Annotated in this window: 16 protein-coding genes; 9 read left to right on the top strand and 7 right to left on the bottom strand. The window is 67.7% G+C overall.

What is annotated here, in order from left to right; translation table 11 throughout:
• Positions 1–120 precede the first annotated feature (120 nt).
• The 7 genes from FV560_RS11285 (at position 121) to FV560_RS11255 (ending at position 5,350) form a co-directional block, all read left to right on the top strand.
• Positions 121–993, top strand: a complete 873-nt coding sequence (locus FV560_RS11285; protein ID WP_159621643.1) for a carbohydrate ABC transporter permease — start codon at positions 121–123, stop codon at positions 991–993.
• On the top strand, positions 990–1,856 hold the full coding sequence (locus FV560_RS11280; RefSeq protein ID WP_159621642.1) for a carbohydrate ABC transporter permease: 867 nt from the start codon (positions 990–992) through the stop codon (positions 1,854–1,856). The genes FV560_RS11285 and FV560_RS11280 overlap by 4 nt, the downstream gene beginning before the upstream one ends.
• Before the next feature lie 31 nt (positions 1,857–1,887).
• Positions 1,888–2,784, top strand: a complete 897-nt coding sequence (locus tag FV560_RS11275) for an NAD-dependent epimerase/dehydratase family protein (RefSeq protein ID WP_159621641.1) — start codon at positions 1,888–1,890, stop codon at positions 2,782–2,784.
• 26 nt (positions 2,785–2,810) lie between these two features.
• Complete coding sequence (locus tag FV560_RS11270; protein WP_200837630.1) at positions 2,811–4,085, top strand: enolase C-terminal domain-like protein; 1,275 nt, start codon at positions 2,811–2,813, stop codon at positions 4,083–4,085.
• Positions 4,086–4,288: 203 nt separating this feature from the next.
• A complete protein-coding gene (locus FV560_RS11265; protein ID WP_159621639.1) occupies positions 4,289–4,699 on the top strand; it encodes a phage holin family protein in 411 nt (136 codons plus the stop codon).
• Positions 4,696–4,977: a DUF3618 domain-containing protein gene (locus tag FV560_RS11260; protein ID WP_159621638.1), complete on the top strand. Its 282-nt coding sequence runs from the start codon at positions 4,696–4,698 to the stop codon at positions 4,975–4,977. The genes FV560_RS11265 and FV560_RS11260 overlap by 4 nt, the downstream gene beginning before the upstream one ends.
• A gap of 175 nt (positions 4,978–5,152) precedes the next feature.
• Entirely contained in the window at positions 5,153–5,350 is a 198-nt protein-coding gene (locus tag FV560_RS11255; RefSeq protein ID WP_159621637.1) for a DUF3073 domain-containing protein, read from the top strand.
• A gap of 221 nt (positions 5,351–5,571) precedes the next feature.
• Here the strand turns inward: FV560_RS11255 and purM are convergent, their stop codons facing one another.
• The 5 genes from purM to FV560_RS11230 form a co-directional block, all read right to left on the bottom strand.
• On the bottom strand, positions 5,572–6,678 hold the full coding sequence (gene purM, locus FV560_RS11250) for a phosphoribosylformylglycinamidine cyclo-ligase (RefSeq protein ID WP_159621636.1): 1,107 nt from the start codon (positions 6,676–6,678) through the stop codon (positions 5,572–5,574).
• Positions 6,675–8,216 carry an amidophosphoribosyltransferase gene (gene purF, locus FV560_RS11245; RefSeq protein ID WP_159621635.1) on the bottom strand — a complete coding sequence of 514 codons (1,542 nt, stop codon included), beginning with the start codon at positions 8,214–8,216 and terminating at the stop codon, positions 6,675–6,677. The genes purM and purF overlap by 4 nt, the downstream gene beginning before the upstream one ends.
• A gap of 182 nt (positions 8,217–8,398) precedes the next feature.
• Positions 8,399–9,901, bottom strand: coding sequence for an RNB domain-containing ribonuclease (locus tag FV560_RS11240; RefSeq protein ID WP_159621634.1), 1,503 nt, complete (start codon positions 9,899–9,901; stop codon positions 8,399–8,401).
• Positions 9,898–10,392: a hypothetical protein gene (locus FV560_RS11235; protein WP_159621633.1), complete on the bottom strand. Its 495-nt coding sequence runs from the start codon at positions 10,390–10,392 to the stop codon at positions 9,898–9,900. Before FV560_RS11235 ends, FV560_RS11240 begins: the two co-directional genes overlap by 4 nt.
• Before the next feature lie 113 nt (positions 10,393–10,505).
• On the bottom strand, positions 10,506–10,919 hold the full coding sequence (locus tag FV560_RS11230) for a sterol carrier family protein (RefSeq protein WP_159621751.1): 414 nt from the start codon (positions 10,917–10,919) through the stop codon (positions 10,506–10,508).
• A gap of 384 nt (positions 10,920–11,303) precedes the next feature.
• Between FV560_RS11230 and FV560_RS11225 the strand changes: the two genes are divergently transcribed.
• Both FV560_RS11225 and FV560_RS11220 read left to right on the top strand, forming a co-directional pair.
• Positions 11,304–11,507, top strand: coding sequence for a cold-shock protein (locus FV560_RS11225; RefSeq protein WP_159621632.1), 204 nt, complete (start codon positions 11,304–11,306; stop codon positions 11,505–11,507).
• A 171-nt stretch (positions 11,508–11,678) separates the two neighbouring features.
• Positions 11,679–12,743 carry a fatty acid desaturase family protein gene (locus FV560_RS11220; RefSeq protein WP_159621631.1) on the top strand — a complete coding sequence of 355 codons (1,065 nt, stop codon included), beginning with the start codon at positions 11,679–11,681 and terminating at the stop codon, positions 12,741–12,743.
• Between the two features lie 98 nt (positions 12,744–12,841).
• Here the strand turns inward: FV560_RS11220 and FV560_RS11215 are convergent, their stop codons facing one another.
• Complete coding sequence (locus FV560_RS11215) at positions 12,842–16,381, bottom strand: ExeM/NucH family extracellular endonuclease (RefSeq protein ID WP_159621630.1); 3,540 nt, start codon at positions 16,379–16,381, stop codon at positions 12,842–12,844.
• A gap of 228 nt (positions 16,382–16,609) precedes the next feature.
• Positions 16,610–18,025: an NAD-dependent malic enzyme gene (locus FV560_RS11210; RefSeq protein ID WP_159621629.1), complete on the bottom strand. Its 1,416-nt coding sequence runs from the start codon at positions 18,023–18,025 to the stop codon at positions 16,610–16,612.
• Positions 18,026–18,119 lie beyond the last annotated feature (94 nt).

Genomic DNA, 18,119 nt, shown 5'->3' with positions numbered 1-18,119 from the left:
TCCACTCCGGCGGGGCTGGCTCCGGGGACCACCCCGTACCAGCCCCCTCGAGCACCTACGAAGCAGCGGAAGCCGTCAGTCGTACGATCCCCGCTCGGCGCAGGTCGGGCAGGCAAGGTCATGCCGTGGGTCGGCTTCGTGCCGGGTATCGGCATCTTCACCGTTTTCGTACTCGGACCGGCGATCGCCATCGCAGTGGTCAGCCTCACCAATCTGTCGGGGACGCCGAACGTCCCCTGGGAGTGGGTCGGGCTCGACAACTACCGCCGCTTTTTCCTCGGACAGTGGGACGACAACGCCCGGGTATTGATGCGGACGCTGCAGTTCGTGCTGGTCCTGTCCGTCGTCCAGTCCGCGATCGCACTGGGGATCGCGGTGCTACTGAACGGCAGACTTCGCGGCCGTACGATCGTCCGGTCCCTGGTGTTCCTGCCCACGGTGCTGGGCGTCGTGGTCATCGCACTGACGTTCTCACTGTTCTTCCAGCCCAACCGCGGGCCCGCGGCGTCGATCGTCGAGTCATTCGGCGTCAGCACCGCGTTCTTCGGCGATCCGAATATCAGTTTCGCCCTGGTCATCGGTGTGCAGATGTGGACCGGCATGGGCTACGCGATGATGATCCTGCTCGCCGGGTTGCAGACCATCCCGGGCGAGCTCTACGAGGCCGCACGTTGTGATGGAGCCGGAGCCTGGACCCGCTTTCGGCACGTGACCTGGCCCATGATCGCCCCGGCGATCACGGTCAACACGCTCATCGCCATCATCGGCTCGATGCAGACGTACCAACTGATCTATGTGCTGACTGGCGGTCGCTTCGAAACCTCGGTGCTGGCGCTCGAGGTGTTCACCGAGGCCTTCGGTGGGGACGGCTCCGGAGGAGGAAGCACACGGCAGGGCTACGCGGCAGCACTGTCGATGCTGCAGTTCTTCCTGGTGCTCATCGTGTCCATGGTCGCGCTGCGATTCCTGCGTCGACGGGAGGTGCAACTGTGACCACGATCCAACTCCGCGCCCGAGCCAACGCCCGAGCCAATCGGCGGCGCACCGGCTCCCGCCTGGGCCGCACCGGCGCCTATGTGGTGCTGGTGCTGACAGCCCTGGTCTGGCTGGTGCCGCTCCTCTATCTGGTCAACACCGCCTTCAAGTCGCAGGACGAGTTCCTCGCTGACCCGACGGGGCTGGCCAGTACGGTCTCTCTCGACAGCTTCGTGCAAGCGTGGCAGACGGGTGGGTTCAGTACCTATGTACTGAACAGCATTGGCTACGTGCTGCTCTCGGCAACCGTCATGGTCGTGCTGTCCCTGCTGATTGCGTTCCCGATCGCGCGCCGATACATCCGTTGGAGCGACGCCTGGTATCGACTGTTCGTCATCTCGATGTTCCTGCCGAACGCTCTGGTCACCCAGTTCCAGCTCATCCTCTGGCTGGGCCTGTATGACACCCGGATCGCATACGTGTTGCTCATGACCGCCGGGTTCGGACTAGGCCCGTTCCTCATCACCGGATACCTGCGATCGGTCCCGACAGACCTCGACGAGGCCGCCGGCATGGACGGCTGCGGGTACTTCCGGTACTTGTTCACCATCATCGCGCCGCTGGCCAAGCCTGTGCTGGTCACCGTCTTCATCTTCCAGGCGATCAACGTCTGGAACGACATCATCATCGCGACCGTGGTGCTGGCTGACCCTGCGAGGTTCCCGATCAGCCGTGGCCTGTTCGCGTTCTTCGGCACTTACGGCAACCAATCTGCGCAGCTGGCCGCAGCGACGCTGATGGTGGCAGCGCCACTCGTGCTGCTGTACGCGGCGCTTCAGAAGCACATCGTGGCTGGGGCGATCGGAGGTGCGCTCAAGTGAGGCTGACGTTGACAGACGCGGAGACAGAAACATGCGAGTCGTAGTCACCGGGGCGGCGGGCAACGTCGGCCTGCACGTGACCCAGGAACTGCTGCGGCAGGGGATACGGGTACGTGCCGTCGATCGTCAGGCGTGCCCCGAGGTACTCAACGGCCACCCTTGCTTGCAATGGCGCCAGGGAGGCGCCGACGATGAGCGCCTGCTGGAGCAGGTGATGGACGGAAGCGACGCCGTCGCGCACTTAGCCGCGGTGCCGCACCCGCAGGACGAGGATCCACTGAACATGGTGGCTACGAACGTGCTCTCCACCTTCGCCACCCTGCACGCGGCCGCTGAGGCAGGAATCACACGAGTAGCCGTCTCGTCGAGCATGTCGATCTACGGCATGGCCTGGACACCACATAGGTTCTCGCCGGAGTACGTGCCATTGGACGAAGGACACCCACAGCGCCCGCATGACCCCTACGCGGTGACCAAGCAGACCGATGAGTCCATGGCCGCGATGATGCATCGACGCCACGGCATGGACCTCGTGTGCCTGCGCATGCCCTTCACCAACTCGGGGGAAACCCTGCGTCAGCGCATCCAGCTCGACCAGGCCGAGCCCGGTGGCGTGGGAGCGAAGGAACTCTGGGGTTGGCTCGACGCGCGGGATGCAGCGCGCGCCTTCCACCGCGCCCTGACCGTGCCGGTGCATGGCTACCACGCACTGAACGTCGCTGCACCGACCACCACAGTCGAGACGGACACGAACGAACTGTTGGCCCAGTTCCACCCGGACACGCAGATCAGGACGGCGCTGACCGGGCCCCAGGGGCTCATCGACACTCGACGGGCCGAACACGTCCTCGGCTTCGTGCCCGAGCACGACTGGCGCGACATGTGGCCAGATCTCGCAGAAGCAGCATCGGCCACGGCGCCGAGATGAATTCGTCAACCGAAGGAGAGCGGAACATGTCCGAGGCAGCACCGGTCCTGGCGAGGGCCCCGTGGCCAAGTCGACGTGGCACGCACATCACCGCAGTGCGCACGTTCCTGACTGCACCGGAGAACGGCATCCCCTACTGCGTCGTCCGGATCGAGACCAACCAGCCGGGCCTGTACGGACTCGGATGCGTCTCGGACCCCCAGCGAACCCACGCGGTACGCACAGTGCTGGACGACTACCTCGGTCCCCTGCTGATTGGGCGGGACCCTGCGGACATCACAGACATCCAGCAACTGCTGCAGCTCAGTGGATACTGGCGCAACGGGTCCGTGACCAACCACGCCGTGGGTGCTGTGGACATCGCCCTGTGGGACATCAAGGGTAAGGACGCCGGCCTGCCGCTCTATGAGCTCTTCGGCGGTCGTGTGCGCACGGGCGCGGCGCTCTATGGACACGCGCACGGTAGCGAGATCGATGAGGTCATCGACCAGGTGCGTGCGTACCAGGCCGAGGGTTTCGAGCACGTACGGGCCCAGGTTGCCGCACCCGGGGTCGACACCTACGGCAGCAAGACCGGAACGGAGCAAGCGCGACTGCGTCAGCGCACCCGAGACCTTCCGTGGGATGAAACTGGATATCTCCAGATCGTGCCTGAGATGTTCGCGAGGCTGCGAGAGGCGGTGGGACCGGAGGTCAAGCTACTGCACGACGCCCATGAGCGACTCACCCCGGTACAGGCGATCCGTTTCGCGCGGGAGCTCGAGCCCTACGACCTGTTCTTCCTCGAGGACGTGCTGGCCCCCGAGGACCTGGAGTGGTTCGCGGAGCTGCGGCAGGCCACCGTGGTCCCACTGGCCGTGGGTGAGCTCATCAACGACCCAGCCAAGTTCGTCGCGCTCGCCCAGCGCCGACTGATCGACTTTGCTCGCATCAGAATCGGCTGCGTGGGTGGCATCACGGTCGCTCGCAAGCTCATCGGGCTGTGCGAGTTCTACGGCGTCCGCACCGCGCTGCACGGCCCCGGCGACGTCGGGCCACTCGCCCACGCGGCCAACGTCGCGATCGATGTCACTGCACCGAACTTCGGGGTGCAGGAGTACACCCGGTTCAGCGAGGCTACCCGGGAGGTGTTCCCTGGGACGTTGGTGGCCACCGACGGCATGCTTGTGCCGTCGGACCAACCGGGCCTAGGTATCGACTTCGATGAGGCTGCGGCGGCTCGGCACCCTTCACCCAAGCCGCTCGAGCACGACCGGTGGGCGCTCCTCAGGCGGCGGGACGGTTCAGTCACGCGCCCCTGAGGTCGGGCCACCCCGGCCAGATCCTGTCGATTCTCAGGCACGGACCGCGTGAAGTACCCCTCGCGTACCGCGCCCAGCCCCCAGCACCCCGGTTCATCCGTAGACTGCGTGTTGCCGATGCGTGACCGGCACGGTTGGGTAGAGGCGTGAGCGCTCGAGTGCGTCGCGCGTGCAGGCAGCAGGCAAGCGAGAGGTGAGAAACGGTGAGTGAGAGCAGGACGACCTCAGGGGCGGCCGGAGAGCCGTCCATCGGTTCCCTCGTCGGGAGGCTCTCGGAGACCTTCTCCAGGCTGATCCGCGACGAGTTGCAGCTGGTGCAGGCTCAGATTGCAGAGAAGGGCAAGTCCGTGCGTGCCGGGGCGGTCCTGTTCGCCGGGGCGGCCGTGTTCGGCCTGTTCGGCTTCGGGTGGCTGCTCTTCACTGCCTACTTCGCTCTCGCTGGCACTGCACTACCGGAGTGGGCGGCGGCGCTGATCGTGGCGGGCGCTCTGCTAGTGATCGCAGCGATCCTCGCACTACTGGGCAAGACGCAGATCGCGAAGGGCCCCACCCCGCAGCCCAAGGAAAGCGTGATGAAGGACGTCGAGGCGATCAAGCAGGGAGTGGGCAAGTGAGCGGCGAGAGCGAGCAGAAGCGCAAGCGCACCGCAGCGGAGATCGAAGCCGACCTGGCTGCCACCCGCGAGGAGCTGACCCACACCGTCGACCAGCTCTCGCAACGGGTCGACCCGCGACGCCAGGCGCAGGAGGCCAAGGAGAAGGCCCAGGCCGGAGTGACGTCCTTCGTCGAGGGACTCAAGAGCGGCGACCCCAAGGCCATCGGTATCGCCGGTGCAGCAGCGGCGGCGGTCCTTGCGATCGTTGGCCTCTCGTTGAGTCGCCGCAAGAAGTGATTCATCCCACTGCGTGAGATGAATCTCCTCGCAGTACGGCGCGGATGGGCTCTGCCAGTTGGCCGACGGGCACATCCGCGCGATACGGTTGTTACACGACACATGACCATATCCCGGGGTCACTACGTCTCTTGACGGTGTGGTTCCGGCACTTACCGGTGGAGGGGGTCACGCCATGGGGCGCGGCCGTCAGAAGGCAAAGCAGACGAAGGTCGCTCGGAAGCTGAAGTACTACAGCCCCGAGACTGACTACCAGGCGCTCGAGCGCGAGCTGTCCTCGTCGTCGACTCAGACGGACCTCGCAGATCGGTACGACGTACCGCCTGCTGAGGACGTTGACGACGAATGGCAGGCTCCCCCGCACCGCCCTTGACGGACTGACCTGGTCCGTCACTGCACGACCTCACCGGACGACGTCACTCGTCGGGTGAGGTCGTTGCGCATGTGCAGCCAGCGTGACCCGCAGGTCCCCGGTCCGAGTCGCCGATCGGCACCTCGTGGGAACCGGAGCATCGCGGAATCGCATGCCGCCCCGAGCGGCCGGTAGGGCCCGTCCGCAGCCACCCGCCGTGCCGTGGTCGCTTCACACAGCGCTCAGGACGTGCGGTACTCCCCCAGCAGCCGCACGCCGCCACCCTGCACGCCCTTGGTGCCACTGATGACGTCGGAGCCGTCAGAGTCCTCAGCCGAGTGCACGTGCCCGAGCACCCAGGCGGGCATACCGCGTTCGGCGCACATTCGAATCGCGGCGTCCACACCTGCCTGCGGAAGCACAGCCACCATGCCGATGCCGAGGTTCAGGGTGTTCTGCAGGTCCGACCACGGCACCGACCCCAGGCGTCGCACTACGTCGAAGACCGGCGGTACGACCCAGGACGACCGGTCCACGTCCGCCACCAGACCAGCGGGCAGCACCCGGGCCAGGTTCGCCGCGAGCCCCCCACCGGTGACGTGGGTGAAGGCATGTACCCCGATCTGCTCGTCCCGCGCGAGAGCGAGACAGTCGGCGGCGTACACCCGGGTCGGTTCCAGCAGCTCCGCACCGAGGGACCGGCCGAACTCGGGAACGTCACGGTCGAGCTCCCAGCCGGCCACCGAGATCACCCGGCGCACCAGCGAGTAGCCGTTCGAGTGCAGTCCGCTCGAGCCCATGGCGAGGAGGACGTCGCCCGCCTGCACCCGCTCCGGGCCCAGGACAGCGTCGGCCTCGACCACGCCGGTCGCGGCACCGGCCACGTCGTACTCGTCCGGATCCAGCAGGCCGGGGTGCTCCGCGGTCTCCCCGCCCACGAGTGCCGTACCGGCGGCCGAGCAGGCCGAGGCGATCCCGCGCACGATGTCGGCGATCCGCTCCGGAACCACCGATCCGCACGCGATGTAGTCGGTCATGAACAGGGGCTCGGCGCCCACCACGACGATGTCGTCGACGACCATGCCGACCAGATCGAATCCGATCGTGTCGTGCACATCCATCGCCTGAGCGAGCGCGACCTTCGTCCCGACGCCGTCGGTGGAGGTGGCCAGCAGCGGTTTGCGGTAGCGGGTCAGGGCCGTGGCATCGTAGAGGCCGGCGAACCCGCCGACGCCTCCCAGCACCTGCGGCCCGTGGGTGGCACGGACCGCGTCCTTCATCAGTTCGACTGCCTTGTCTCCCGCCTCGGTGTCCACTCCGGCCGAGGCGTAGGTGATGGGCTCGCTCACGGGTGGACCAGCGCTCCAGACCCGCCGGCGGAGACGCTCAGCGAGCGCAATCCGTCCTCAGGCTGACCGAGCGGAAGTTCGTCCTGATCACCGAGTTGCTCGGCAGCCTCCCGACCGTCGATCATCACGGGGTATTCGCCGGTGAAGCAGGCCGCGCACAACTCACTGGCCGGTCGCTCGGTCGCTGCGATCATGCCCTCGGTGGAGATGTAGCCGAGCGTGTCCGCCCCGAGCCCCTGCCCGATCTCGTCGGCGCTGAGGCCGTTGGCGATCAACTCGGCGCGGGTCGCGAAGTCAATGCCGTAGAAGCAGGGCCATTTCACTGGTGGCGAGGAGATCCGCACATGCACCTCCGCGGCACCGGCCTCGCGAAGCATCCGGATCAGTGCGCGCTGGGTGTTGCCGCGCACGATCGAGTCGTCCACCACCACGAGCCGCTTGCCTCGGATCACCTCACGCAACGGGTTCAGCTTGAGGCGGATGCCGAGTTGACGGATGGTCTGGCTGGGTTGGATGAACGTCCGGCCCACGTAAGCATTCTTCGTCAACCCCTGCGCGAACGGGATTCCCGACTCGGTCGCGTACCCGATCGCCGCCGGTGTGCCGGACTCCGGCACCGGGATCACCAGGTCGGCCTCGGCCGGGTGCTCACGCGCGAGTGCACGACCCATCTCCACCCGCGCGGCGTTGACCGACCGTCCGCTGATCGTGGTGTCAGGGCGGGCGAGGTAGACGTACTCGAAGACGCACCCCTTCGGCTGAGCCTCGGCGAACCGGCGGGTTCGCAAACCGTCGGCGTCGATCGTGATCAGCTCACCAGGTTCGATCTCGCGCACGAATGCGGCGCCCACGATGTCGAGCGCAGCCGTCTCGGACGCGACCACCCAGCCGCGCTCGAGCCGTCCCAACACCAGTGGGCGGATTCCCTGAGGGTCACGAGCTGCATACAAGGTGGTCTCGCTCATGAACGCCAGCGAGAACGCCCCACGCACCCGCGGGAGCACCTCGATGGCGGTCTCTTCGAGTGAGTGGTCAGGGTCTCCGGACAGCAGCGCAGTCAGCACGGTGGTGTCGGAGGCGCAATCGTCGAGGGCACGGTCGCGCACGGTGCTCCCGTAACGCTCGCGCACCAGATCGATCAGCTCGCCGGTGTTGGTGAGGTTGCCGTTGTGACCGAGCGCAATGGTTCCCGAGGACGTCGGGCCCAGCGTGGGCTGCGCATTCTCCCAGGTGCTCGCGCCCGTGGTGGAGTAACGCGTGTGCCCAAGGGCGATGTGGCCGGTCAGGGAGCGCAACGCCATATCGTCGAAGACCTGGGAGACCAGGCCCATATCCTTGTAGACGAGTATCTGCTCACCATTGCTGGTGGCGATCCCCGCCGACTCCTGACCCCGATGCTGCAGCGCGTACAGCCCGAAATAGGTGAGCTTCGCCACCTCCTCGCCGGGGGCCCAGACGCCGAAGACACCGCAGGCATCCTGCGGGCCCTTCTCGCCGGGAAGGAGCTCATGAGTGAGACGACCATCTCCGCGTACCACACCACCATGGTCCCACACCGGGCACCGGCTGCCCAATCACCACGGCACCGCGATCACCTAGCGGCGCCATCATCACCGGGGGTGAAGTTGACGTCGGTTATGGGCCGATCATCGACGTCAACTTCACCCCCGGTGATGATGGAGGGTGATGGTGGAGTCAGAGTGACGACGACAGGGCGCCACTAGGCGAGCGCGAATCTCACCTTGCGCTCGTCGACGTCCACGTGCGCCACTCGGACCTGCACCCACTCCCCCAGGGGCAAGCCGGAGCCGGTGATCTGCGCCCGTACGGCAGGTTCGGCCAGGACCACGGTGCCCCGCTGTTCCTCGGTCCGAGGTGAACCGTCCTGCTCGGCGGAAGAGCCGCCGTCGGGGGTGTCCACCTCCACGATGACGCCCTCGAAGCGTTGCCCGATCCGGCCACGCAGCAGCACAGCCTCGACGGCGTCGACGCAAGCACGCTCATAGGCGGACGAACGCTGACCGGCCCGGCCCATGATGCCCGGCAGGTCCTTGAGCGCCTCTCGCACCCAACCGGGGACCTCGGTGCCCGCAGTCGCAGCCAGGCAGATCTCCAGCCCATACCGGTCGACCAAGCGCCGCAAGGGTGCGGTGACGTGCGCGTACTCGGAGGCGATCGCCGCGTGGGGAGAGTGAGCCGGCAGCTCACCGTCAAACGTGAGATACCCAGCGCCGCGGAACAGGCTCGTAGCCTCCTGCAGGAACGCAGCGTGCGCCGGATCGGCGGAGTCCAGGCCCGAGAGCACCTCACCGTAGGGCCGGCCCTGTGGCCAGTCGATCCCGAGCCCGTGCGCGGCCCGTCGCACCCGGTCGACATCGCGGGGGTCGGCCGGTGGCAGGGTCCGCAACACCCCCACCCGGGCCTGACGCATCAGATCGGCCGCCACCATCCCGGTGAGCAGGGAGATCTGGGCGTTCCAATCCTCCACGTCGAGCTGTGCCCGCTGGACCAGACGGTAACCACCGTCATCGGCCACCACCTCCTGCTCCCGGATCGCCAGCGACGCCCCACCTCGGGCTCGCTCCTGCGCGGCGCGCAGCCGCCCGACTTCGCGCAGCAGGACCAGCACCTGGTCGAGTTCACCGGCCGGTTCGTCCCCGGCGCCCTCGATCCGCCGCGCGGCATCGTCGTAGTCGAGCTGGGCGCGGCTACGTACCTGCGCGCGCTGGACGCCCGCCTCCAGCACTCCCCCGTCGCCGTCGAGCCGGATCTGCCAGACGCAGGCGGGACGGGTCTGTCCCTCGAGCAGGCTTGCCGCAGCCTCGGAAATCACCTCCGGGTGGAGGGTGATCGAGCCGTCCGGTCCGTAGAACGTGACGCCACGGTCGGCGAGCTCGGTATCGAGCGCACCTCCGGCTTGCACGAACGAGGCAGGGTCGGCGATGGCGTACTGCACCACGTAGCCCGCGCCGTCGCGGGCGATGTGCATGGCCTGATCGAGATCGCGCGCCCCGGGCGGGTCAATCGTCAGGAACGGTACATCGGTCAGGTCGAGTCCACCGGTGACCGGTTCCTCGGCAGCGGCCTCGGCCTCGGCGAGGGCCTCATCGGAGAACGACCCAGGGACCCCCTGCTCGGTGCGGATTCGTTCCAGCAACGGGTGGACGGCGTGCTCGGCTGCGGGTGAGAGCCGGACGCGCCGACGCTGGGCGGACGTGGTCATCGCGACCTCCGGTCGAGCAGCAGGGCCAGCAGGCAGGCCAGCAGGATCCCGACCGGGGCCAGGGTCAGTGCCACCACCAGGAAGAGTCCGCCGTGGCCGAGATACTCGGTCTCGTCGGCGAACGGGGTCGCGATCGCGGCGATCAGCACTCCGAGCAGACCACCGAGCACGGCGAAGTTCCGGTAGCGCGGTGCGCGGCGCACCTGACTGCGGTCAACGGCATCGGCGATGCGGCGTTCCTCTCCGGGTTCGCCACCGGCAGCTTCCAGGGGATCTGACGAAGCACTCGTACCAGGCTCATCCCCGACGGCGGCGCCTCCATCGGCGGATCCGCTCGCCGTGGCCTGATCACCCTGCCCGACGGCGTCGCTCACCTCGTCCGGCTCGGCCGCGGCCTCCGGCACGCTCACCCCGGTCTCCTCGGGCTGATCGGAGGCCGCACGGCCTGGACCAGCGACGCCGTCGCGATCGGTCGGGTCATCGGTGCTCACCGGTCCACTGTAGTAGCGGGGAGTTCGCAATTCTGCGCTGCGCCTCGGGCCGAGAGTCCGCCTCGAGCCGGGGTGCCGCAGCGGCGACCCGGCATGCGCGGCCGACGGCAGGCTCAACCAACCGGAGTGCCCCACAGCGGCAGCAGCGCGCCGAGGTCAGCGCGCTGGCCGGAGGCCGCCACCGAACCCGAGGCGACAGCCTCATCCCAGGTTAGGCGCCCGGTGGCGAGTGCGAGGAAGGTCTCAGCGTCGGTCTCGATCACGTTGGGCGGAGTGCCGCGGGTGTGCCGCGGCCCCTCGATCACCTGCGTCACGCCCGCTGGAGGCACGCGCACCTCGACCGAATGACCAGGGGCGCGGTCGGTGAGAGTCTGCAGGGCGTAGCGGACGGCGGTGGCCACCGACCGCCGGTCCGCCTCCCCTGCCAGCCACACACCCACAGCAGACTCACCCTCGCTGGGGTCGATACGTCGTCGGGTCACGGCAGGAGAGCCTACCGACCGCGCAGCTACCCCCAGGTAGCTCATCACCGCGACAACCGGTACGCGGGTGTGATCCGCAGCGCGCCCTCCCTGCCCATCGATCGCTGGGCGTGTCCGAACTGACGCAGATGCGCGGAGCGCGGCACCATGACGCACAGGCCCACGCATACGTGTCGACTCGGACAACCACCCGGCGCTGTGCACATGCGGAGCCGGCTGGGGACACGCGAAATCGATGAGTCACAACCCACACCCCACAAACCGGCCGTTGTGCGGTAGGGTTAAACTTGGTTGCAGTGAATCGCACGTCGGACGCCCCAGCCTTGAAAGGCTCGGGGCGTTTTTTCTTCACCAGGAAGAGCTGACGCCGGCACCGTGGCTGATTCGGACCCGACAGTCGGGCCCGAACTCTGAATGATGGAGAAACGCATGACCGTAGGCACCGTGAAGTGGTTCAACTCTGAGAAGGGGTTCGGCTTCATCGCCCCCGAGGACGGCACCGCCGATGTGTTCGCGCACTACTCGGCCATCCAGGCTGACGGCTACCGCTCCCTCGAGGACAACCAGCGCGTCGAGTTCGAGGTGACCCAGGGCCCGAAGGGCCCGCAGGCATCGAACATCCGCCCGCTCTGACACTGACGCAGGCCGCTCCAGCACGGAGCGAACTGGCTTGCTCGACCGGCCGCCGTTGGTACGCCCGACGGCGGCCGGTCGCATTTCTCAGCCGGTCTGCCGACGCAGCATCGGCCACGCCCCCGAACCAGGGTGCCCGCGCGCCCAACCTTCACGCGAAAGAGGTGCGCGATGACCGCCACCGCCGAACGCCCACGAGATGCCTACATCAGCCAGTTCAGTGCACTGACACGGCAGGTTCGTGACAGCGGGCTGCTGCAGCGCCGCTATGACTACTACTGGCCTCGCCTGATCGGCGCTGCCCTCGCACTCGGGGCGATCATCGCCGCGATCGTGCTCATCGGCAGCAGCTGGTGGCTGATGGCCCTCGCCGTCGTCATGGGTGCTGTGATGACGCAGATCGCCTTCCTGGGCCATGACGCCGCGCACAAGCAGATCTTCAACTCACCGAAGTGGAACGACTGGACGGCGCTGGTGCTGGCCAACCTCTTCGTCGGACTGAGCCACGGATGGTGGCAGAGCAAGCACTCCCGCCACCATGCCAACCCCAACAAGCGCGGCTCGGACCCGGACATCGACCTGCCCTACGTGACCTTCACACCCGAGCAGGCCGACGAACGCCGCCGCCACCCGGCGATCGACTGGTTCCTGAAGCGCCAGGGATGGTTCTTCTTCCCGATGCTGCTGCTCGAAGGCCTCGACCTGCACGTGACGAGCACCAAACGGGTCTTCGGCCGGGCACCCCTGAAGCGGCGCACGATCGAGATCGTCTTCCTGGCGATCCGGCTGGTCGCCTTCCCGGCTTTCCTGTTCCTCGTGCTCTCGCCGGGAATCGCCGGAGCATTCCTCGGCGTTCAGCTGGCCGTCTTCGGTGTGTACATGGGCGCCTCCTTCGCCCCGAACCACGTGGGCATGCCGATCGTTCCGAAGGACATGCGCCTGGACTTCCTCCGCCGGCAGACCCTGATGAGCCGCAACATCTCGGGTGGTCGTTGGGTCGACACCGCCATGGGAGGCCTGAACTTCCAGGTGGAACACCACCTCTTCCCCAACATGCCCCGCCCGCACCTTCGCCGGGTGGCACCGTTGGTCCGCCAGTTCTGCGCCGACCACAAGGTCACCTACACGCAGACCACCCTGTGGCGCTCCTACGGGATCGTGGTGCGGCACCTCAACGTGGTCGGCCTGGGGGCCAAGGACACGTTCACCTGCCCGCTGGTGGCTCAGTACCGCTGACCGCCGGCCGAGCCCTGGCCACAACGGCCGCTGAGCTGAACGGCAGATGCCCCGGACCCCAGTGAGGGGTCCGGGGCATCTGCTTGATGCGGAGCCGGTCAGGACCTGCCGGACGCCTTGCGCCGGACGATCATGACCACGCCACCGGCAAGCGCCAGGCCGAGAGCGATGAGCACGAGCGTCCACACGTTGTTCGCACCGGTCTCCGGAAGGTCGCCGCCGCCGGAGCCGTCGCCCCCTCCACCGGAGCCGTCACCCTCGCCATCGGAGCCGGTTGATCCGACCAGCACCTCGAGCACCAACTCGGTGCCGTTGACCGGGTCCGTCACCACGAGATCCACCATGCCGACGCCGGAACCTCCGGTGGCTTGGCGCTCACCCTGGCCGCCGGTCACTCCGAAGACCTCGGGTACCGTGACGCGCACCTCGGCGCGACCGATCTGGTCCGTTCCATCGACTGCCGTCGCGTCCAGCGCGGCCGGCTCGGTGGCCACGTCACCGAGAGACGTCTCAAGCTGGTCGGGCACCGGCTCCCCGGTGGAGAAGACGAACGAGGAGACGTCCACGGCGATCTGGTCGCCTGGGACGTACACCGCCGTCGGGTCGGAGACCCAGGTGATGCCTACCGAACGCTGGACGTAGTCGGGCGAGACGACCTCGAGCTCGGCGATGTAGCCACCCACAGCATCGGGCAGGAGCGCACCGGTCGACTCGCTCGTTCCCTCCGCGAGAGCGGAGAACCCGTCGCCACCCGCTGCGAGCGCGGCCGTCGTGACGATCGAGTAGGTCTCGCTCTCGTCGATCGCTTCACCGTCCAGCGTCATGGCCACGATGCGCTCACCGATCGGGGCGGAGGGGTCGAAGAGGTAGGCAAAGCCACCCGAGACACTGAGCTGCTGACGCTCTCCATCAGCGTGCCACTGCTGCTCAAGGACCGTTCGCAACTGCGCCCCGGTGATCCCCACGACCGCCACCTCCTCCGGCGGGATCGCGGCAAGCACATCGTCGGCGTAGACGTCGCCGCTGGCCAGGTCGGCAGTGAGCACGCTCGTGCTCACCAGGCCGATCTGCGGCTCGTACCCGAGCAACTGCCCGACCCAGACCTGAGCGTCGGCGACGGTGTTACCCAGTGTCGACTCCCCACCAAGGTTGGTCCCCGGCACTCGCGTACTGTCCGCAGCGCGGTTGAGATCGTCGGTCAGTGAACCCAACGGCTCCGGCGCGACATCCGGCACGTCGATACCGACCAGGATCGGGTCGTGATCGGATGCGCGGTACTGGGTACCGGGCTGGAAGTGCTCGCTCGCGAAGTAGTTGTAACGGGAGTACTCGGCGAGGACCGACTCGGCGGAGTTGATGCTCCAGATGTCGACACCGGTGACCCGTTCCGCGGCGGTGTCGTTGGCATAGACGTGGTCGAGGGACCCGACCTTGCCGTCGAAGACGTAGGTGGTCTCACCGTTGTTGAGGTTGCTGTACCCGGCGTCCTCGATGGCCAGGGCCGGGAGCTCGGCACTGTAGGAGTTGAAGTCACCGAGCAGGAAGATGTCGTCCACACCAGCATCGGCGGCAACGTCAGCGGAGAAGGCCGACAGCGACTCCGCCTGGTCCACCCGGTCGGACTCGAAGCAGCCCTGCGGGAGGTCACCACAGTCTCCGCCCTTGGACTTGAAGTGGTTGGTCACCGCGAGGAAGGAGTAGTCCGTCCCAGCTGCGGTGAACACCTGTGCGAGCGGCTCGCGAGCGTTGTCGAAGGCCGGGTCACCGGTGAGGACCACCGAGTCGCCCGCCACCTCGACCGTGGCCGGGGTGTAGATGAAGGCGTTGCGGATCACGTCCTGGTCGGCCAGGGCCGGCAGCTCGGACGGTGAGGCGGCATAGGCCCAGAGGTCCTCACCGGCGTCCGCGTTCAGTGCGTCCACCAGCGCGGCGAGGGAGGCGTCCCGGTCGTCGCCGAACTTCACCGAGTTCTCGATCTCCTCCAGGGAGACGACATCGGCGCCGAGGCCGTTGATCGCCTCGACGATCTTGTCCTGCTGCCGCTCGAAGCTCGTCTCGTCCCAGGCACCACGCGGGTCGCAGCCCCGACGGACGGTGAGCGGGTTGCCCTCACGGTCGGTGTAGGCCTCGCACCCGGGGACGTCCTCACCAAGGGTGGTGAAGTAGTTGAGCACGTTGAAGCTCGCGAGCACCAGGTCGCCACCGACCTCGGCTGGTGCGGCATTGGCTGCCTGCGTGTTGCCGCCGGCGAAGGAGACGATGTCATCGGCGTTGCCGGTGACCGGCTCGGTGGGCTGGAAGTTCCACTGGAACCGGTAGTCCACGATCACCGGCTCGTTGAACTCCACGCTGACGCCGGTGCGCAGGTCGGGCGTGCCGGTCAGGTAGGGAACCTCGGCACTGGTGGCGGTCGCCGCGGACTGGCCGTCATCCAGAGTGACCGCACGTGCCTCGTTGTCGGCGACCGCGGCGTCGTACTCGGCGGAACCGAGCGGCGCGACGTCCGTCTCCTGCAGCAGCGGGCCGTCCAGTCCGAGACCGACGGTGCCGTAGGCGGCCGACCCCCAGCCGCCCAGGGCGTAGGTGTCGGAGACGACGTAGTCGCTGACCGGTGCCACGAGCATGCCTTCGACCAGCTCACGCTCGGCGTCGGTGGCGCCGAGGGTGAAGTCGACGATCGGCTCGACCGGCTCGGCGTCGACATCCAAGATGCTCATGTTGCCGGCGCCGACGGTGATCTCGGTAAGGCCGAAGTACTCGGTCACCTCACCGGTGACCCGCACGTAGTCGCCGATCGCGACGTCGCCCACGGTGGCCGAGGAGTAGACGAACAGGCCGTGCGAGGCCGTCAGCTCGGCCGGGTCGATCGCACCCCCGGTGCCGGGAGTCTGGATGTAGTAGCCGTTGAAACCGCCCGTCGGGTACGCGGCGGTGACGATGCCGGAGGTTGTGACCGTCTGCCCGTCGACCGGACTCTCCTCACCCGGGCCCTGGATCTCGGCGATGGTGTGGGTGTCCTCGGCAGGCGGGTCTGGATCCGGGTCCGGGTCACTGTCGGCGGTGTTCACGGCACCGAAGCTGTTCTCGGCCGGGCCGGTCCACACACCGTCGATTCGCTGCAGCGAGTGGCCGATCGGGGTGCTGCTCCCCTCGGCGACACCGATGTCGGTGCTGTCGATCCCGTCCGCCGGTCCGCCCACGCCGGTGAAGGTTCCTTCATAGGAGAGGAACTCCACGGCCGCGCCACTCGGGTCAACGAGCGCGACGCCGTCAGGAGCGCCGTTCTGGATACCAGCGTGCTCGGCGACGAGCACACCAAGGTCGGCGTCGCCGGAGGTGACCGCGCCGGTCAGCGGCAAGGTGGCGTACGAACTTCCACCGCTGCCGTTGTAGAGCACCAGGCTCCACCCGGTGAGGTCGGTACCGGCGGGCGCCTGCACCTCGATTGCCTCTCCGGTGTCGGCACCGTCATTGTCGTAGTGGATCTCGCTGATGATGATGTCGCCGGTGCTGACCAGGCGCGGAGCCGGTCCGGGCACGGCACTGACCGCCGCGGCCGGCGCGATGACGCCGAGGCCGAGTACGGCCGCAGACGTCAGCGCTGCCAGCGGGCGAGCGAGGTGGCGGGACAAGGGCATGGGGGTTCCTTCGAGTCTCGGGGGCGTTCGCAACCTAACCCCGATCACCGACACTGCGGGCCGGAATCAGGCACCCATCGAAAGATTTCCCCTGCTCGTTACCTGCTGGTCATCCGCGCCGCCGGCGGCGGGACTCGGGTCCCCACCGTTCGAACTCCCGCTCTGGCGCTCGTGGATTCGAGCACGCCGGCCCAGCTGCGGGCTCGTCCGGCCGAGCCCGGCGGGCGATCAGCTGCGCGTGACCGACGACCGGGATTCGCTGTCGGCCTCCGCTGCCGCCTGGACGGCGGAGGCGACCGCACCGTGCAGCTGCGGGTGGAACACGCTGGGCACGATATAGGTGGCATTCAGCTCCTCCGGCGTGACCACATCCGCGAGCGCCGTGGCAGCGGCCAGCAGCATCTCGTCGGTGATCCGCGTCGAGCGCCCGTCCAGCAGGCCGCGGAAGACCCCGGGGAAGGCGAGCACGTTGTTGATCTGATTGGCGAAGTCGCTGCGCCCGGTGGCCACCACCGCCGCGTGACGGGTCGCGATCGCCGGATCGATCTCGGGTAGCGGGTTCGCCATCGCGAAGACGATGGAGTCCTGCGCCATCGCGGCCACATCGGCCTCGGTGAGCAGATTCGGGGCGGAGACGCCGATGAACACGTCGGCGCCCACGATCGCGTCCCGCAACGTACCCGGGTACTCATCACCCTCGGTCGCCGCGGCGATCCACTCCAGCGACGGCACGAGGCCCGGCCGTCCCGGCCGGATGACGCCGTCGATGTCGGAGACGACCACGTGCTTCGCTCCAGCCGCCAGCATCAGGCGCAGGATCGCCGAGCCAGCCGCACCGGCCCCGGACTGCACGATCCGCACATCCTCGATCCGCTTGCCCACGACCTTGAGCGCGTTGCGCAATGCCGCCACGGCCACGATCGCCGTGCCGTGCTGGTCGTCGTGGAAGACGGGGATGTCGAGCTCGTCCCGCAGCCGCGCCTCGATCTCGAAGCACCGTGGTGCCGAGATGTCCTCGAGATTGATGCCGGCGAAAACGGGGGCGATGATCTTGACCGTTCGCACGATCTCGTCGACGTCCTGCGTGTCGAGGCAGATCGGGAACGCGTCGATGCCGGAGAACCTCTTGAACAGGGCGGCCTTGCCCTCCATGACCGGAAGGGCCGCCGTCGGGCCGATGTTGCCCAGGCCGAGGACCGCAGAGCCGTCGGTGACCACGGCGACCGTGTTGCGCTTGATGGTCAGCCGTACGGCATCCTCCGGGTGGGCGGCCAGCTGCTGGCTCACACGACCCACGCCCGGGGTGTAGATCAGCGACAGGTCATCACGATGGCGGATCTGCATCTTCGGCTGGACCTCGATCTTCCCGCCGAGGTGCGCCAGGAACGTCCGGTCGGACACCCTGCCGATGCTCACGCCCGCGATGTCACCGAGCGCATCGACGATCCGCTTCGCGTCGTCCTCCCCGCCGGTGGCGCAGGTGACGTCCACCTGCAACCGGTCCACCCCCGAGGCGGAGACGTCCACGGCCGTCACGACACCACCGGCCCGCTCAACGGTCGTGGTGATGGTGCTCACCGCTGCGGGCTGCGCCGGCATCTCCAGCCGGACCGTGATCGAGTAGCTGACGCTGGGTGAAGTCATGTGCTGCCTGGAACCTTCCGTCGATCGGTGCGCGCCGTCGCGCACCAGATGTCCGCACTCCGCGGTCTCCTGGCATTCTGCCGCACGAAAGCGC

It is taken from the genome of Ruania rhizosphaerae (genome assembly GCF_009805705.1).
Taxonomy (GTDB): domain Bacteria; phylum Actinomycetota; class Actinomycetes; order Actinomycetales; family Beutenbergiaceae; genus Ruania; species Ruania rhizosphaerae.
The sequence above is the reverse complement of the archived record's forward strand: the minus strand, read 5'-3'. Positions and strand labels throughout refer to the sequence as shown.

What these genes read in the sequence shown, in the direction of transcription:
- FV560_RS11215 (WP_159621630.1), bottom strand. Translation starts at nt 16,381, where the DNA reads ATGCCCTTGTCCCGCCACCTCGCTCGCCCGCTGGCAGCGCTGACGTCT.
- FV560_RS11230 (WP_159621751.1), bottom strand. Translation starts at nt 10,919, where the DNA reads ATGAGCTACCTGGGGGTAGCTGCGCGGTCGGTAGGCTCTCCTGCCGTG.
- FV560_RS11225 (WP_159621632.1), top strand. Translation starts at nt 11,304, where the DNA reads ATGACCGTAGGCACCGTGAAGTGGTTCAACTCTGAGAAGGGGTTCGGC.
- FV560_RS11270 (WP_200837630.1), top strand. Translation starts at nt 2,811, where the DNA reads ATGTCCGAGGCAGCACCGGTCCTGGCGAGGGCCCCGTGGCCAAGTCGA.
- FV560_RS11275 (WP_159621641.1), top strand. Translation starts at nt 1,888, where the DNA reads ATGCGAGTCGTAGTCACCGGGGCGGCGGGCAACGTCGGCCTGCACGTG.
- FV560_RS11210 (WP_159621629.1), bottom strand. Translation starts at nt 18,025, where the DNA reads ATGACTTCACCCAGCGTCAGCTACTCGATCACGGTCCGGCTGGAGATG.
- FV560_RS11240 (WP_159621634.1), bottom strand. Translation starts at nt 9,901, where the DNA reads ATGACCACGTCCGCCCAGCGTCGGCGCGTCCGGCTCTCACCCGCAGCC.
- FV560_RS11285 (WP_159621643.1), top strand. Translation starts at nt 121, where the DNA reads ATGCCGTGGGTCGGCTTCGTGCCGGGTATCGGCATCTTCACCGTTTTC.
- FV560_RS11220 (WP_159621631.1), top strand. Translation starts at nt 11,679, where the DNA reads ATGACCGCCACCGCCGAACGCCCACGAGATGCCTACATCAGCCAGTTC.
- FV560_RS11255 (WP_159621637.1), top strand. Translation starts at nt 5,153, where the DNA reads ATGGGGCGCGGCCGTCAGAAGGCAAAGCAGACGAAGGTCGCTCGGAAG.